Annotated in this window: 13 protein-coding genes; 12 read left to right on the top strand and 1 reads right to left on the bottom strand. The window is 56.0% G+C overall.

The genetic code is table 11. The features are described 5' to 3' along the window. The first annotated feature begins 376 nt into the window (after window positions 1–376). From LAC65_RS13415 to LAC65_RS13405, 3 genes are all read left to right on the top strand, one after another. Complete coding sequence (locus tag LAC65_RS13415; RefSeq protein ID WP_039380156.1) at window positions 377–2,464, top strand: putative bifunctional diguanylate cyclase/phosphodiesterase; 2,088 nt, start codon at window positions 377–379, stop codon at window positions 2,462–2,464. A 181-nt stretch (window positions 2,465–2,645) separates the two neighbouring features. After that, window positions 2,646–3,248, top strand: coding sequence for a hypothetical protein (locus LAC65_RS13410; RefSeq protein ID WP_039380155.1), 603 nt, complete (start codon window positions 2,646–2,648; stop codon window positions 3,246–3,248). 278 nt (window positions 3,249–3,526) lie between these two features. Further along, window positions 3,527–6,370: a sensor domain-containing protein gene (locus LAC65_RS13405; protein WP_052246446.1), complete on the top strand. Its 2,844-nt coding sequence runs from the start codon at window positions 3,527–3,529 to the stop codon at window positions 6,368–6,370. A gap of 154 nt (window positions 6,371–6,524) precedes the next feature. Here the strand turns inward: LAC65_RS13405 and ftnA are convergent, their stop codons facing one another. Beyond that, window positions 6,525–7,031 (bottom strand): non-heme ferritin, encoded by a 507-nt coding sequence (gene ftnA, locus LAC65_RS13400; RefSeq protein WP_039380152.1) that lies wholly within the window; start codon window positions 7,029–7,031, stop codon window positions 6,525–6,527. Window positions 7,032–7,460: 429 nt separating this feature from the next. Here ftnA and prfC point away from each other — a divergent pair, with 429 nt between their 5' ends. The 9 genes from prfC to deoD all read left to right on the top strand — a co-directional run bounded on the left by prfC (window position 7,461) and on the right by deoD (window position 16,705). Beyond that, entirely contained in the window at window positions 7,461–9,050 is a 1,590-nt protein-coding gene (prfC, locus tag LAC65_RS13395; protein WP_039380149.1) for a peptide chain release factor 3, read from the top strand. A gap of 257 nt (window positions 9,051–9,307) precedes the next feature. After that, on the top strand, window positions 9,308–9,895 hold the full coding sequence (gene osmY / locus LAC65_RS13390; RefSeq protein ID WP_039380146.1) for a molecular chaperone OsmY: 588 nt from the start codon (window positions 9,308–9,310) through the stop codon (window positions 9,893–9,895). 96 nt (window positions 9,896–9,991) lie between these two features. Further along, window positions 9,992–10,153, top strand: coding sequence for a DUF1328 domain-containing protein (locus tag LAC65_RS13385; protein WP_065648197.1), 162 nt, complete (start codon window positions 9,992–9,994; stop codon window positions 10,151–10,153). Window positions 10,154–10,324: 171 nt separating this feature from the next. Further along, on the top strand, window positions 10,325–11,377 hold the full coding sequence (locus LAC65_RS13380) for a patatin-like phospholipase family protein (RefSeq protein WP_039380144.1): 1,053 nt from the start codon (window positions 10,325–10,327) through the stop codon (window positions 11,375–11,377). Further along, the gene (locus LAC65_RS13375; RefSeq protein ID WP_052246445.1) at window positions 11,374–12,177 is read left to right on the top strand and encodes a TatD family hydrolase; all 804 of its coding nucleotides are present in this window, start codon (window positions 11,374–11,376) and stop codon (window positions 12,175–12,177) included. Before LAC65_RS13380 ends, LAC65_RS13375 begins: the two co-directional genes overlap by 4 nt. Before the next feature lie 220 nt (window positions 12,178–12,397). After that, entirely contained in the window at window positions 12,398–13,177 is a 780-nt protein-coding gene (deoC, locus tag LAC65_RS13370) for a deoxyribose-phosphate aldolase (protein WP_039380141.1), read from the top strand. Window positions 13,178–13,315: 138 nt separating this feature from the next. After that, window positions 13,316–14,638 carry a thymidine phosphorylase gene (gene deoA / locus LAC65_RS13365; protein ID WP_039380139.1) on the top strand — a complete coding sequence of 441 codons (1,323 nt, stop codon included), beginning with the start codon at window positions 13,316–13,318 and terminating at the stop codon, window positions 14,636–14,638. Window positions 14,639–14,732: 94 nt separating this feature from the next. Further along, the gene (gene deoB / locus LAC65_RS13360; RefSeq protein ID WP_039380136.1) at window positions 14,733–15,956 is read left to right on the top strand and encodes a phosphopentomutase; all 1,224 of its coding nucleotides are present in this window, start codon (window positions 14,733–14,735) and stop codon (window positions 15,954–15,956) included. A gap of 35 nt (window positions 15,957–15,991) precedes the next feature. Beyond that, window positions 15,992–16,705: a purine-nucleoside phosphorylase gene (gene deoD, locus LAC65_RS13355; RefSeq protein WP_039380134.1), complete on the top strand. Its 714-nt coding sequence runs from the start codon at window positions 15,992–15,994 to the stop codon at window positions 16,703–16,705. Window positions 16,706–16,795: the final 90 nt, after the last annotated feature.

Raw genomic sequence — 16,795 nt, 5'->3', positions numbered from 1 at the left:
CGATGCTTTTCCACCTGGCCTGTTAATAAAAAACGAACCCGTAAAATGCCGCTGGCAAAGAGAATTAAGGCGATATATGGCGCTTCCCCCAGATTAGCACTGAGGTTGCTTTATGATTTACATCAGTTTTATTTACTATAGTTCAGCATGGTAGTACGTCTAATCTCTGGCTCGCATTTTTTACTCATTATTTTTGCCGCCAGGCCGATAATAGAGTCATAACAGTGGCTGGACTTGCTGCCAGCCTGCTGTCGTCTGGCGCGGGAAGAGGGCTGGATTTCTGCCTCGTTCAGGAAGGGCGATAGCGGTTCAAAAGCTGCAGGGATGCCGTTTGCACGATTTTATAGCTGGAAACAGCGTTAATCCGGACTTCCCTATGCTGGTAACGTCATACGACTCATTCACGGTTATCGTTTCAATTGTTGTCGCCATGCTCGCCTCCTTTACTGCGCTGGATATGGCAGGCCGGGTCGCCTCCTCGTCAGGTCGCGTCGCACTCATCTGGCTGCTGGGTGGCGGTTTTGCCATGGGCGTAGGAATCTGGGCGATGCATTTCATCGGCATGCTCTCCATGAATCTCGATATGGAGATGAGCTACGACCCCGTACTCACTGCGGCCTCCATGCTGGTCGCTATTCTCGCCTCGATTTTTGCCCTGCGGCTGGTCTGCATGGGAGAGCTGCCGTGGCGGCGACTGGCTGGCGGCGCGCTGGTACTGGGGTCGGGCGTGGTGGCTATGCACTATACCGGCATGGCGGCACTGATGTTTATGCCGGGTATTATCTGGAACCGGGGCTGGATCGCCGTCTCGGTGCTGATTGCGCTGCTCGCATCAGGGGCTGCGCTCTGGCTGGCCTTTCATCTGCGTCACAGCCATGGCCGGGTAACGCTGTTGCGTTTTGGCGCCTCGGTTGTCATGGGGTGCGCCATTGCCGGCATGCACTACACCGGTATGGCGGCGGCCGGATTTCCGGCGAGCAGCCACGTCACACACCACGGAGTAAACAGCGACTGGCTGGCGATGATTGTCACCGTGGTGACGCTGGCGATACTCGGCATAACGCTGCTGGTCTCTATGCTGGATGCGCGTATGCAGGCGCGCACGTCAATTCTGGCGCGCTCGCTGGCAGAGGCGAATCGTGAACTGGCTCAGCTGGCGCTGCATGACAACCTGACCCGGCTGCCCAATCGCATTTTGCTGGAGGATCGGCTCGATCAGGCGATCAATAAAGCCAATCGCGAGAAGTCGCAGTTTGCACTGATGTTTATGGATCTCGATGGTTTTAAAGCGGTTAACGACGCGTTCGGGCACCATATCGGGGACAAACTGCTGGTGAGCGTAACGGAACGTATGATGAGCCAGATGCAGGGGCACTATACGCTGGCGCGGATGGGCGGAGATGAGTTTGTGCTGCTGCTGGAGATTGACGATCCCAACGACGCCGCCTCGGTGGCCGATATGCTGGTGAAGGCCGTTGACCGGCCGTTTGCCATATCGCGTTATGAGCTGGTGGTCTCTTTAAGTCTCGGGATTGCCGTCTATCCCGGCGACGGCAGAGATGAGCGTGAGCTGATGTTTAACGCCGATGCCGCGATGTACCACACCAAACACAATGGCCGCAACGGTTACACCTTCTTCCAGCCCTCAATGAATATTCTGGCGCAGTCGCAGCTGCAGCTTAACAACGATCTGTGGCAGGCGCTGGATAACCATGAACTGCGGCTGTTTTACCAGCCGAAGTATTGCGCCCCCGGCGGGCCGATTCTCGGTTTTGAAGCGCTACTGCGCTGGCAGCACCCGCAGCGCGGTCTGCTTACGCCTGATCTGTTTCTGCCGGGCGCAGAAAAAACCGGTTTAATCATAAATATAGGTAACTGGGTGATCAATGAAGCGTGCCGCCAGCTGCACTGCTGGCATCAGGAGGGGCATACCGCCTGGTCAGTTGCGGTGAACCTCTCTGCGCTGCAGTTTGAGCAGTCGGGGCTGATTACCACCGTAACGCAGGCGCTGAAAACGCATCAGATCCCGGCAGAGCAGCTGACGCTGGAGGTAACTGAGACCACGGCGATGCGCGATCCGGAAGAGAGCGTGCGTATCCTGACTGAACTCACCAGCATGGGGGTAAAGGCGTCGATTGATGACTTCGGAACCGGCTACTCCAGCCTGCTCTATCTGAAGCGGCTGCCCGCCAGTGAACTGAAGATCGACCGCGCGTTTGTGAATGAGCTGCAGGCAAATTCCGAGGACGCCACTATCGTCTCCGCTATTGTCGCGCTGGCGCAGTCGCTGGATCTGAAAGTGGTCGCGGAAGGGGTGGAGACGCCCGATCAGCAGGCTTTTCTGACCGGCCTTGGCTGCGACACGCTGCAGGGATACCTGCTCGGCAGGCCGCTGCCACCTGAGCGCGTAGATGAGCTGCCCGATTTTGTCAGCAGCCAGTACGATCTGGATAAAACTGCCTGAGTGTGCGTCAGCAATCTCCTGGCCAGAAAGCGATCGCCATCACAAACCGGCAACGCCGGAACGAAAAATTTGGCTTAAGTTGCTAAGAGACTAATTAACAGGGATTTTTTCAGATATTGCCACATTGCATTGCCGCCTGAAATTGCCACAATTAATTAACATTATTTGTCGGAGCACGTTCATGCCGTCCTGTTCTTCCAGCCTGCTGTTATCGATGTCGTTTGCTGCCGGCACCTTTTCAGCAGGCGCCTCCTTTAACCCGCAGCATCTGCGGCTCTCTCACACCAGCGGCGGCGTGCCGAACAGCCCGCTGCCGCTGATTATCTGGCCGCGTGTGGTGCCGGACGACACGGAAGATAGTGCACGCTGGTTTGAAACGACCTTTACCGCCAGCGGCTGGCCTGCCGCATGGCGCGCGCCGGTATTCCCTTATACCCACTATCATCCGAATACGCATGAAGTGCTGGGCGTCGGGGCGGGCTGGGCTGAGATCCTGCTGGGCGGCGACAGCGGGCGTATGGTGGTGCTGCGTGAAGGTGATGCCGTGCTGATCCCGGCAGGCGTCGGGCATAAACAGGTTTACGCGTCAGACGATTTTTTCATGGTCGGCGCTTATCCGGAAGGAATGACGCCCGAAACAATACGCGATGAACCCTCGCGGCTGCGTGCAGCCAGAGAGCAAATTCAGCGCGTTCCTCTGCCCCCGCGCGACCCGCTTACCGGCGGCAAAGGGATGATGACCGACCTGTGGCTGCCGGTTATGCAGCAGCTGGCAGCCCGATAGGCCAGCGACAGCGTCTCGTCTCTCTGCCCATACCGGCTCTCTCCGGTATGCGGCTTTCCTGCATGCTCTTCCCCGACTGACCTGCCATAAATAGCAGGTAGCCACGAGGAATGATGCATTTCTCTGAACGTTTTCTCGCCACTGCCGATAACACTCCTGCCAGATTTTGTCTGAAATCGATTAGCGCTTGTCAGCGCTGCACTTTTGCGTTTAAGTCTGAAATAATTAAGAATCTTCTGAAAAGCCGATGCTGTATCAGGCCGGAACAGGCACAAAATATGAACAATAACTCTGATGTAATGTATCGGCTGCTGGTGCAGAGCGTCGTAGATTACGCCATTTACATGCTCAAACCTGACGGTACCGTTGCTAACTGGAATACCGGTGCGCAGCGCGCCAAAGGGTATACGCCAGATGAGATCGTTGGTAAAAATTTTGCGCTGTTTTATAGCGAAGAGGAGCGCAAAAACGGCGCGCCGCAGCGCGGTCTCTCTGTTGCTGCCGCAACCGGTAAGTTTGAAACCGAAGGCTGGCGCTATCGCAAAGATGGCAGCGCGTTCTGGGCTCACGTCGTGATTGACGCTATCCGGGATGAGCAGGGCGAGCTGCTGGGTTTTGCCAAAATCACCCGCGACTACACGCAGCAGCAGGCGCAGCAGCGCAGGCAGCGTGAACAGGAGCAGCGCTTTCGTTTACTGGTAGAGGGCGTAACCGACTATGCGATTTATATGCTGGATCTGGAGGGCAACGTTGAGAACTGGAATGCCGGGGCTCAGCGGACAAAAGGCTACGTGGCAGAGGAAATTGTCGGACAGCACTTCTCCCGCTTTTACAGCGCGCAGGATCGTCTGAACCATCTACCGGAAAAGAATCTTACGACCGCGTTTAAAACCGGACGTTTTGAAGATGAGGGGTGGCGCTATCGTAAAGATGGTTCCGCTTTCTGGGCGCACGTTATCATCGACGCAATTCGCGACGACGCCGGGAAACTGATTGGCTACGCAAAAATTACCCGCGACTGCACTGAACAGCAGGCGCTGCTGCGCCAGCAGCGCGAACATGAAAAAACGTTTCGGCTGCTGGTGGAGGGCGTCACCGATTACGCTATCTACATGCTGGACCTGAAGGGGCGAGTCGTTAACTGGAACGCCGGGGCGCAGCGCGCTAAAGGATATCGCGCAGATGAGATTGTGGGGCAGCACTTCTCACTCTTTTACAGCGCGCAGGAGCGCCAGCTCCATCTGCCGGATGCAAACCTCGGCATTGCGCTAAAAACCGGGCGGTTTGAAGATGAGGGATGGCGCTACCGGAAAGATGGATCGGCTTTCTGGGCGCACGTGGTAATTGACGCGATTCATGATGAGAGTGGACGCCTGATCGGATTTGCCAAAATCACGCGCGACGTGACGGAGCGGCGTGAACATGAGCAGCAGCTTCTGCGCGCGCGCGATCTGGCACAGGCGCAGAGCAGCAGAATGTCGGAGCTGTCGACCTTTCTCGACACCATCATCAGCAACATCCCCTCCTGCGTGATTGTGGAGGATGCTATCAGCCGCGAAATTCTGATGGTGAATGCCAAAGCTGAGCAGCTGTTTGGGCTGAGCCGATCGCTGCTCATGCATAAGCGTCCGCACGAGTGCATGTCTGCCGAACTGAGCGACTACTTTAATAGCCTGGCGGATATTGCGCTGCGCAGTGAAGGCATTCACGCCCGCGAGCAGCTGCTGCTGACCGCCAGCGGTGAGCGGGTTCTGCATACCCGCGCCACCACCATCACCGGCAAAGATATGCGGCAAAATTATGTCATGCTGATCGTGGAAGATGTGACTGACCAGCGCGAAGCGGATGCGCGTATTCACCATATGGCGCATCACGACAACCTGACCAGCCTGCCTAACCGCATTCTGTTCCGGCAAAAACTCAGCGAAGCGCTGCGTAACGACACGGCACAGAACCAGATCAGCGCCACGCTTTGTCTCGACCTCGATAATTTCAAAAACGTGAATGATGCGCTTGGCCACCAGATTGGTGACGATCTGCTGCGCGCGGTGGCTAAGCGGCTGCGCAGCGTGCTGCGTGAGCGTGATACGCTGGCCCGCATCGGCGGCGACGAATTTGCTATTGTGCTGCCCGATATCCACAACGCTGACGAAGCGGCCACGGTGGCGCAGCGCCTGATCGAGGCGATTCAGCCGCCCATGAATGTCGAAGGGCATAATCTTACCGTGGGCCTGAGCGTGGGGATCGCCCTGACCACCCAGGCCGTCAACACGCCGGAACATATGCTGCGCTGCGCCGATATGGCGCTCTACGAGGCGAAGCGTAACGGCCGTAACCGCTATGAGCACTTTACGCCAGAGATGGATGACCAGGCGCGCAGCCGGCGCATCATTGAAAACGATCTGCGTGATGCGATTACCGGACGGCAGCTCAGACTTTACTATCAGCCCATCACCAGCCAGAGCGGCATTATTGGTTATGAAGCGCTGATGCGCTGGCACCATCCGGTCAAAGGCTTGATCATGCCGGTGGATTTCATCCCGATTGCTGAAGAGACCGGGCTGATTCATATGCTGGGTGCCTATGCGCTGTATGAGGCGTGTCGCGAGGCGCAGAGCTGGAACACCGAACAGTCCGTTTCGGTGAATCTCTCACCGCTGCAGTTTAAAAACAGCTCGCTGGTGTCGGTGGTAGAGGGAGCGCTGAAGGAGTCAGGTCTGGCACCGCATCGGCTGGAGATGGAGATCACGGAGTCGGTGCTGCTGGACGATACGCTGGGCAATATCCGGACGCTGCAGAACCTCAAAGCGCTGGGCGTACAGATTGCGCTGGATGATTTTGGCACCGGCTACTCTTCGCTCAGCTATCTGCGCTCATTCCCGTTCGATAAGATCAAAATCGATAAATCTTTTATCAACGATATGGGCGACAGCCGCGAAGCGCTGGCGATCATCCGGGCAATAACCGGCATGAGCCGCAGCCTGGATATTCAGATCACGGCGGAAGGCGTGGAGAACAGCGAACAGTTTGCGAAGCTGCGTGAAGAGGGCTGCACGCTGTTTCAGGGGTATCTGTTTGGCCGCCCGCAACCCTCAGAGCTGCGACTGAAAGCGCTGGAGTAAGATGGCGCCATGGGTGACGACGTGACAACGCAGAGGGCGCATTTATGTGCTCCTGACCGTCTGCAGGCTCGTCGTCCTCTGAGCGCACGCTTTCAGCATAAAAAAACGCCCGGCAAAACCGGGCGCTGCTGCTTGCTGTATGTCATCTTTTTTATTATTGACCGTGACCTTCCACGTTCATGCGGCCCAGGTCCTTGTCCACCAGGAACAGACCTTCACCTTTGTTACCCACCAGCGCCAGTTTATCGAGCACGGTTTTAAACAATTTCTCTTCTTCATGCTGCTCTGCCACATACCACTGCAGGAAATTAAAAGTGGAGTAGTCCTGCGATGTCAGCGCGGTGTGCACCAGTTCATTGATTTTCTGCGTGATCAGCTGCTCATGCTTCAGCGCTTCGCTCAGCACATCGCTCAGAGAGTTCCAGCTGACAGCCGGTGCCGCTATGCTGCCCAGTACCGGCATGGAACCCGCGTCGCTGACGTAATCAAACAGGCGCTGCATATGCTCCATCTCTTCACGCGAATGCATTTTCAGGAAAGAGGCGGCCCCTTCAAATCCTTTATCGCTGCACCAGGCGCTCATCTGCAGATAGAGGTTGGCAGAGAAGAACTCCAGATTAAGCTGGTCGTTCAGGCGAGAGGTCATTTCAGCAGTTAACATAGCTGCGTCCTTATTAAGCAGTCAGAAAAATTACGGCGAATTATGCAGCAATATCAGCGTTTATGTGAAGGGTTTTTTGCACGAAATTTTAATTTATATCATTGAATATAAATGGAATTATTCAACATTCTGAATGCGACGAATTCTCATTGTTAACTGATTGCCATTCGCCTGCCATGACCGGACGCGGACGGAGCCGTAAGAGGTTACCTGCGCGCTACAGTCGTGATTTCCCCGCCTGCTGAAATATTGTATGCTATGCCGCCTCAACGCTGACCGGATAACCGGAGCACCGCCAGCGCAGCCGCGAACCGCTGCTGTGCAGTGACGCCACGGCGTTGCCACTGGCACTGTTACCCACCGGACAGGTTCCGGAACGATTTATCTGCCGCGCGTTACAGACGCGCCGCCCTGAAGAAGAACGCACTCATGTCTAATGCTCCCTTTTTAGAAGAAGTGGCGCGCCGCCGTACCTTTGCGATTATCTCGCATCCGGACGCCGGTAAAACCACAATCACCGAAAAAGTCCTGCTGTTCGGACAGGCTATCCAGACTGCCGGTACTGTCAAAGGCCGCGGCTCCAGCCAGCATGCTAAATCAGACTGGATGGAAATGGAGAAGCAGCGTGGTATTTCAATCACCACCTCGGTGATGCAGTTTCCCTATCGTGAAAGCCTGGTCAACCTGCTGGATACGCCGGGGCATGAAGACTTCTCGGAAGATACCTATCGCACGCTGACCGCCGTTGACTGCTGTCTGATGGTTATTGATGCCGCGAAAGGGGTTGAGGATCGTACCCGCAAGCTGATGGAAGTAACCCGCCTGCGCGATACGCCCATCATCACCTTTATGAACAAACTGGACCGCGACATCCGCGATCCGATGGAGCTGCTGGATGAGGTTGAGAGCGAGCTGAAGATCGCCTGCGCCCCCATTACCTGGCCAATCGGCTGCGGCAAGCTGTTTAAAGGGGTTTACCACCTTTATAAAGATGAAACCTATCTCTATCAGAGCGGTAAAGGCCATACTATTCAGGACGTGCGCGTTGTAAAAGGATTGAATAATCCCGATCTCGACGCGGCGGTGGGCGAAGAGCTGGCACAGCAGCTGCGTGATGAGCTGGAGCTGGTGCAGGGCGCCTCACACGAATTTGAGCAGTCGCTGTTTCTCAACGGCGAGCTGACGCCGGTGTTCTTCGGCACTGCGCTGGGCAACTTTGGTGTCGATCATATGCTGGATGGTCTGGTCTCCTGGGCACCTGCGCCGATGCCGCGTAAAAGCGATACCCGTATTGTGGAAGCGCGTGAAGAGAAGTTCAGCGGTTTTGTCTTCAAGATTCAGGCGAATATGGATCCCAAACACCGCGACCGCGTTGCGTTCATGCGTGTGGTATCGGGTCGTTATGAAAAGGGTATGAAACTGCGTCAGGTGCGTACCGGCAAAGATGTGGTGATCTCCGATGCGCTGACCTTTATGGCAGGCGATCGTTCGCACGTTGAAGAGGCGTTCCCGGGCGATATCATCGGCCTGCATAACCACGGCACGATTCAGATTGGCGACACCTTTACCCAGGGTGAAGCGATGAAGTTCACCGGCATTCCGAACTTTGCGCCAGAGCTGTTCCGCCGTATCCGTCTGCGCGATCCACTTAAGCAGAAGCAGCTGCTGAAAGGTCTGGTTCAGCTCTCTGAAGAGGGCGCCGTGCAGGTATTCCGCCCGGTGCATAACAACGATCTGATTGTTGGCGCCGTCGGCGTGCTGCAGTTTGATGTGGTTGTCGCCCGCCTTAAGAGCGAATACAACGTTGAAGCGATCTATGAAGCGATCAACGTCTCCACCGCCCGCTGGGTAGAGTGCAGCGACGCGAAGAAGTTTGACGACTTCCAGCGTAAAAATGAGGTCAATCTGGCGCTGGATGGGGGAGATAACCTCACCTATATCGCGCCTACGATGGTTAACCTGAATATTACGCAGGAGCGCTATCCTGACGTGGTTTTCCGCAAAACCCGCGAACACTGATCCCGCCTCGCTATCAGGACCAGTCATTACTGGTCCTGCTTTTTTTGTTACAGACTCCTCTTAATTACGCTGTCATTCTGACTTTCTGGCGAGATATCAACCACAAAAGCCAGCAAAAGCTGTAATCCCTACTATGATTATTCTGTCGGACGAAAAAACAGGCCTGCGAGTTTGGTTACGTCCATCAAGGCAACGGCGCCGTTAGCTGTTGTGCATTCGCGCTTGCGGGTGAATTAACTGATAGAAGGATCATATCGATGAATAAGACTAAGATTGCCAAGACCCTGATTGCTGCACTGGCCGGTACGGCGCTGTTAAGCGGTGCGGCATTTGCTGCTGATACCAGCTCGACGGGTTCCAAAATCGATAGTTCTATGAAAAAAGTCGATGGTTTTATGGATGACAGCGGCATCACGGCCAAAGCCAAAGCGGCGCTGGTTGATGATGACGCGATTAAAAGCACGGATATCTCCGTCAAAACGCAGCAGGGTGTGGTGACATTAAGCGGTTTCGTTGCCTCGCAGGATCAGGCTGAAAAGGCTGTCGCTCTGGTGCAGAAAGTTGAAGGAGTGAAATCCGTCAGTGACAAACTACACGTCAGAGACAATAAAGAAGGCTCGCTGAAAGGTTATGCCGGTGATGCCGCCACAACCAGCGAAATTAAAGCTAAGCTGTTAGCAGACGACATTGTTCCATCGCGCAATGTGAAGGTGGAAACCACCGATGGCGTGGTTCAGCTGTCAGGAGAAGTTGCGAATCAGGCACAGTCTGACCGTGCTGAGAAGATCGCAAAAGCCATTGAAGGCGTGAAAAGCGTGAAGAATGACCTCAAGGTGAAATCTTAACGCAGCCGGAACGGCATCGCTCTGATGCTGTTCCGCAATAAAACAGTGAAGTGAAGAATAAGCAGTTCGATTTCTACTATGGTAAAGGAGAGGCTTATGTTTCGTTGGGGTATTATCTTTCTGGTCATTGCACTGATCGCGGCAGCCTTAGGATTCGGCGGTCTGGCAGGTACGGCAGCATGGGCAGCTAAAATTGTCTTTATTGTCGGTATTATTCTGTTCCTGGTTAGCCTGTTTACCGGGCGCAAAAAACTCTGACCAGACACATCAATTGCAGTAACCCGCTAGTGATGTAAAGCGGAGGCCAGTCATTGACGGCATTGTCTGCCGTCGCAGCTGCCCGTGCAGTGGGTCAGGGAATGACAATGACTGGTTCTCCGGGATGCCGCTCTGGCCTCCCTCAGAGCAGCAACTACTGAGGGTACGCCATTGGGTATACGCATTCCGGTCTCACTCGGTTCCTTCGAACCGCTGGCGCTTCAGCCATTTAAATCCCGTAAAATTGCACTTGTCTGTGAAGGTGGCGGCCAGCGCGGAATATTCACCGCAGGCGTACTGGACGCATTCCAGCGGGCCGGATTTAACCCTTTTCATCTGATGCTGGGCACCTCCGCCGGCGCGCAAAATCTCTCCGCCTTTGTCTGCGCTCAGCCGGGCTATGCCCGACGTGTTATTACCCGCTATACCACCAGTAAGCAGTTTTTCGATCCGCTGCGCTTTGTACGCGGTGGACATCTTATCGATCTCGACTGGCTAATCGATATTACCCGCAGTGAATTTCCTCTGGCGTTCAGCAGCGCGCAGAAACTGTTTGCCGGTGGCAGCGAATTTTATATGTGCGCCTGCCGCAGTGACGATTATCAGGCACGCTATTTCAGGCCTGATGAGCTGACCTGGCATGACATCATCAAAGCGTCCAGCGCCATTCCTGGCTTTTATCGCAGCGGCGTGCTGATGGATGGCGTCAGCTATCTGGATGGCGGCATCAGCGACGCCATTCCGGTGCGTGAAGCCGCGCGACGCGGCGCGGATACCATTGTGGTGATCCGGACCACGCCTTCGCAGATGTTCTATACGCCGCAATGGTTCCAGCGGATGGAGCGCTGGCTGGGTGACAGTGCGCTGCAGCCGATGATCAACATCCTGCATCATCATGAAGCGAGCTATCGCGAGATCCAGCAGTTTATTGAACAGCCGCCGGGTAATCTGCGCATTGTGGAGATTTGCCCGCCGCGTCCTCTGGCCAGCATGGCGCTCGGCAGCCGCGTTGCCGCGCTAAACCACGATTATCATCTTGGCCGGCGCAGCGGACGCTATTTTCTGGCTACGCTGGGGCAGTGGTTGAGTGATGCAGAGCCGGCACGCCGATCGCTGCCGATTGCACCGCCCGCCGCCGCTGCAAACGCGCCGGACGCGCGGCCGTTACACACGCCGCCGCTGGCGGGGAACGATGCTGCCTGGGATGAAGGATCGCTGGCATGAAATTTATCGACACGCACTGCCATTTTGATTTCCCGCCGTTTGTTGATGATGCGGTCGCAAGCATTGCCCGCGCTGCGGCCGCCGGCGTAGAGCGCATTATTGTGCCATCGACAGAAGCGAGCCGTTTTGCACGCGTTGTGCAGCTGGCAAAAGATCACACGGCGCTCTATGCGGCGCTGGGCCTGCATCCGATCAATATTGCCCGCCATCAGGACGATCATCTGGATCTGCTCGCGCAGCATCTGGCGCAGGCAGAGAGCAACTGCGTAGCGATCGGCGAGATCGGACTTGATCTCTATATGAACGATCCCGATTTCGACAAGCAGACGCGGCTGCTGAACGCGCAGTTTATTCTGGCAAAACGTTTTGATCTGCCGGTGATCCTGCACTCCCGCCGCACCCACGATCAGCTGGCGATGCTGCTGCGACGCCATAATCTGCCGCGGCGCGGCGTCGTGCACGGCTTTGCCGGCAGCCAGCAGCAGGCAGAGCGCTTTATCCAGCTCGGCTATGCCATCGGCGTGGGAGGCACCATTACCTGGGAGCGCGCCAGCAAAACCCGCCATACCATTGCCAGCCTGCCGCTGGCGTCGCTGCTGCTGGAGACTGACGCACCGGATATGCCGCTGCAGGGTTTTCAGGGAGAGCCCAACCGGCCTGAGCGGGCGCGCAATGTGTTTGAGGTATTGTGCACGCTGCGTCCTGAACCGGCTGACGTGATTGCCGATGCGCTGTGGCAGAACAGCCTGCGTATATTTGCATTTTCTTCCCGATCGCCGTCCGGCGATCTATCAGAGTGATACCATTCAGCGCGCGATTTTGTGATAATAATTACATCTGCGTTGCGATCTGTTTAGCCATGCATTCACGTCAAAAAGAGATCTTAAGCAGATTTTCTATGTAATTTCGAGCTGCTATCTCTTTTTTATGTGATCTGATTCGCAATGGCAGTTCCCGACAATTGTTAAAATAATCACATTATCCGGCAGCTCGCTGCTGGCCTGACATCCGGAGCCTGTTATGACTGACCTTAATGCTGCTGCGCAGCGCGCGCTGCAACTGATGGATCTCACTACCCTGAATGACGATGACACTGATGAAAAAGTCATTGCGCTGTGTCATCAGGCCAAATCCCCTGCGGGCAACACTGCCGCTATCTGCATCTATCCGCGCTTTATCCCGATCGCCCGTAAAACGCTGCGCGAACAGGGTACGCCTGAGGTGCGCATTGCGACCGTGACCAATTTTCCGCATGGTAATGCGGATATTGAGATCGCTCTGGCGGAAACGCGCGCCGCTATCGCTTACGGCGCTGACGAAGTGGATGTGGTATTTCCCTATCGCGCTCTGATGGCTGGCGATCGTGATACCGGCTTTGCGCTGGTTAAAGCGTGCAAAGAGGCGTGTGCGGCAGCGGACGTGCTGCTGAAAGTGATTATCGAAACCGGCGAGCTGAAAGAAGAGGCGCTGATCCGTACGGCATCAGAAATTGCGATTGATGCCGGCGCTGATTTTATTAAAACCTCAACCGGTAAAGTGCCGGTGAACGCCACGCCGGAAGTTGCCGCCATTATGCTGCAGGTTATTCGCGATAAAGGCGTGCAGCAGCAGGTGGGTTTTAAACCAGCCGGCGGCGTGCGCACCGCAGAAGATGCCGCTCTTTACCTGAAGCTGGCTGACGACACCCTCGGTGAGGGCTGGGCTGACGCCCGTCACTTCCGCTTTGGTGCCTCCAGCCTGCTGGCAAACCTGCTCAGCACGCTGGGCCACGCAACCAGCGGCAGCAAAACGGGTTACTGATAGCGGCCCGGGTTAAATCCCGTTGCGGCATCCGGCCAGGGGCGCATGAATGCGCCCCCTACGGGGTACAAAATCCAACATTCCCGTAGAGGGCGCATTTATGCGCCGCGTATATACCAGCAATCACAGGAGGCAACCTTGTTTCTGCCACAGGAAATCATCCGGAAAAAACGTGACGGGCAGCCGCTGAGTGAGGCGGAGATCCGCTTTTTCATCGATGGCGTGCGCGATGAAACCGTTTCGGAAGGGCAAATCGCTGCGCTGGCGATGACCATCTATTTTAACGATATGAACCTGCAGGAACGCGTTGCCCTGACCATGGCGATGCGCGACTCAGGATCGGTTCTGGAGTGGCAGTCGCTGCAGCTCAACGGTCCGGTAGTGGATAAACATTCAACCGGTGGCGTAGGCGATGTTACCTCTCTGATGCTGGGACCGATGGTCGCCGCCTGCGGTGGATATGTGCCGATGATCTCCGGACGCGGTCTGGGTCATACCGGCGGCACGCTGGATAAGCTGGAGGCCATTCCGGGCTTTGATATTTACCCCAGCGACGACCGTTTCCGCGACATAATTAAACAGGTGGGGGTAGCGATCATCGGGCAGACCCGCTCGCTCGCGCCCGCAGATAAACGCTTTTACGCCACGCGCGATGTCACCGCCACGGTTGACTCCATTCCGCTGATCACCGCCTCGATTCTCGCCAAAAAACTCGCAGAAGGGCTGGATGCGCTGGTGATGGATGTCAAAGTGGGTTCAGGCGCCTTTATGCCCACCTTTGCCGCCTCGGAACAGCTGGCGCAGTCGATTGTGCGGGTGGCGAACGGCGCAGGATGCAAGACCACCGCGCTGCTTACCGACATGAATCAGGTACTGGCCTCAACCGCGGGTAACGCTCTGGAAGTGCGCGAAGCGGTGCAGTTCCTGACCGGCGAGGCGCGCAATCCGCGTCTGTATGAGGTCACGATGGCGCTTTGCGCTGAGATGCTGGTGTCCGGCCAGCTGGCAGCGAATGACACCGAGGCGCGGCAGAAACTGCAGCAGGTGCTGGATAACGGTAAAGCTGCCGAGGTATTCGCACGAATGGTGGCGGCTCAGAACGGGCCGGCAGATTTTATCGAGCGGATGGATCACTATCTGCCGGCGCCGGCTTTCAGCAGGCCGCTCTATGCAGAAGAAGCGGGGATCGTCAGCGCGATGGATACGCGGGCGCTGGGCATGGCCGTTGTGGCGCTGGGCGGCGGGCGGCGGCGGGCCACTGATACAATCGACTACAGCACAGGCCTGAGCGACATGATTGCGCTGGGCAGCCGGGTTGATACGCAGCGGCCGCTGGCGATGATCCATGCCGCCTCGGAAGCGCAGTGGCAGGAAGCCGCGCAGGCGGTCAGAACCGCCATCGTACTGAGCGACCAGGCACCTGAAACCACGCCCGTGGTCTATCGCCGCATCAGTGAATAGTGGCGTTACTGCGTGCCAGACAGCAGCCATTCAGGTATACTGATCTGATCGCTTTTTTTGACTTGTCATCGCGCCTGGCGCGCAGGAGACTTGCATGAAACGTGCTTTTATTATGGTTCTCGACTCCTTCGGCATCGGTTCCAGTAAAGATGCTGATAAATTCGGTGATGCGGGTTCAGATACGCTTGGCCATATCGCTGAAGCCTGTTTTGAAGGTCGCGCAAACGAAGGGCGCGAAGGCCCGCTACATCTGCCAAACATGACCGCGCTCGGTCTTGGCAAAGCGGCAGAACTCTCGACCGGCCGCTTTCCGCCAGGGCTGGATCCAAATGCTGAAATCATCGGCGCTTACGCTTACGCCAGCGAACTCTCTTCCGGCAAAGATACCCCCTCCGGCCACTGGGAAATTGCCGGTGTCCCGGTTCTGTTCGACTGGGGCTACTTTAGCGATAAAGAGAACAGCTTTCCGCAGGCGCTGCTGGATAAGCTGGTGGAGCGCGCCGATCTGCCGGGCTATCTCGGCAACTGCCACTCTTCCGGTACGGTGATCCTCGATCAGCTGGGTGAAGAGCACATGAAAACCGGTAAGCCGATTTTCTATACCTCAGCAGACTCGGTGTTCCAGATCGCCTGTCACGAAGAGACCTTTGGCCTTGAGCGGCTGTATGAACTGTGTGAAATTGCCCGTGAAGAGCTGACGGAAGGCGGCTACAACATCGGTCGCGTCATTGCCCGTCCGTTTGTGGGTGATAAAGCGGGCAGCTTTGAGCGTACCGGCAACCGTCACGATCTGGCCGTTGAGCCGCCATCACCGACCATGCTGAAAAAGCTGGTCGACGAGAAGGGCGGGGAAGTGATCTCGGTAGGTAAAATTGCCGATATCTATGCGCATCAGGGCATCACGCAGAAAGTGAAAGCGACCGGTCTCGACGCGCTGTTTGACGCCACGATTGAGCAGATGAAAAAGGCGCCTGACACCTCTATCGTCTTTACCAACTTTGTTGATTTCGACTCAACCTGGGGTCATCGCCGCGATATCGCAGGCTATGCCGGCGGACTGGAGCTGTTTGACCGCCGTCTGCCAGAGCTGATGGCGCTGGTGCAGGAGGGCGATATTCTGATCCTGACCGCTGACCACGGCTGCGATCCCAGCTGGGAAGGCACTGAGCATACGCGTGAGCATATCCCGATTCTCATCTACGGTCCGGGCGTCAAGCCGGGATCGCTGGGTTATCGCGACACCTTTGCCGATATCGGCCAGACCATTGCCGCGTACTTTGGCCTCTCCAGCATGGACTACGGCAAAAGCATGCTGTAAAACAGCGCACACTTTTTTGAAAAGGAATAAGAACCATGGCAACGCCACATATTAATGCAGAAATGGGTGATTTCGCGGACGTCGTGCTGATGCCTGGCGACCCGCTGCGCGCAAAGCATATCGCTGAGACTTTCCTGGACGATGTTGTGGAAGTCAACAACGTACGCGGTATGCTTGGCTTCACCGGCACCTATAAAGGCCGTAAGATTTCGGTAATGGGCCACGGTATGGGGATCCCATCCTGCTCAATCTATACCAAAGAGCTGATCACCGATTTTGGCGTGAAGAAAATCATCCGCGTCGGCTCATGTGGTGCAGTACGTGCTGACGTGAAACTGCGTGATGTGGTGATTGGTCTGGGCGCCTGCACCGACTCCAAAGTAAACCGTATGCGTTTCAAAGATCATGATTTTGCAGCGATTGCTGACTTTGACATGGTACGCAACGCGGTTGACGCAGCAAAAGCGCTGGGCGTTGACGCGCGCGTCGGCAACATCTTCTCTGCGGATCTGTTCTACACGCCCGATCCGCAGATGTTTGATGTCATGGAGAAGTACGGCATCCTCGGCGTTGAGATGGAAGCCGCAGGGATCTACGGCGTGGCGGCAGAGTTTGGTGCGAAAGCGCTGACCATCTGTACCGTCTCTGACCATATCCGCACGCACGAACAGACCAGCGCGGCAGAGCGTCAGACTACCTTCAACGATATGATCAAAATTGCACTGGAATCGGTGCTGCTGGGCGACTAACTTCGCCTGTGTCCGGGGCGCATTAATGCGCTCCGGTCCTCCCTCCGTAAACATCTGACACACTTTTACCCAGGCTTGTGCATCTTCAGG

This window comes from Pantoea eucrina (assembly GCF_020079945.1).
GTDB lineage: Bacteria > Pseudomonadota > Gammaproteobacteria > Enterobacterales > Enterobacteriaceae > Pantoea > Pantoea eucrina.
Note: the sequence above shows the minus strand (reverse complement) of the source record. Positions and strands in the feature narration are given on the sequence as shown.

Coding starts and splice junctions, on each gene's coding strand:
- LAC65_RS13415 (WP_039380156.1), top strand. CDS start 377: ATGCTGGTAACGTCATACGACTCATTCACGGTTATCGTTTCAATTGTT.
- LAC65_RS13405 (WP_052246446.1), top strand. CDS start 3,527: ATGAACAATAACTCTGATGTAATGTATCGGCTGCTGGTGCAGAGCGTC.
- prfC (WP_039380149.1), top strand. CDS start 7,461: ATGTCTAATGCTCCCTTTTTAGAAGAAGTGGCGCGCCGCCGTACCTTT.
- deoB (WP_039380136.1), top strand. CDS start 14,733: ATGAAACGTGCTTTTATTATGGTTCTCGACTCCTTCGGCATCGGTTCC.
- LAC65_RS13375 (WP_052246445.1), top strand. CDS start 11,374: ATGAAATTTATCGACACGCACTGCCATTTTGATTTCCCGCCGTTTGTT.
- LAC65_RS13410 (WP_039380155.1), top strand. CDS start 2,646: ATGCCGTCCTGTTCTTCCAGCCTGCTGTTATCGATGTCGTTTGCTGCC.
- deoD (WP_039380134.1), top strand. CDS start 15,992: ATGGCAACGCCACATATTAATGCAGAAATGGGTGATTTCGCGGACGTC.
- ftnA (WP_039380152.1), bottom strand. CDS start 7,031: ATGTTAACTGCTGAAATGACCTCTCGCCTGAACGACCAGCTTAATCTG.
- LAC65_RS13385 (WP_065648197.1), top strand. CDS start 9,992: ATGTTTCGTTGGGGTATTATCTTTCTGGTCATTGCACTGATCGCGGCA.
- osmY (WP_039380146.1), top strand. CDS start 9,308: ATGAATAAGACTAAGATTGCCAAGACCCTGATTGCTGCACTGGCCGGT.
- deoC (WP_039380141.1), top strand. CDS start 12,398: ATGACTGACCTTAATGCTGCTGCGCAGCGCGCGCTGCAACTGATGGAT.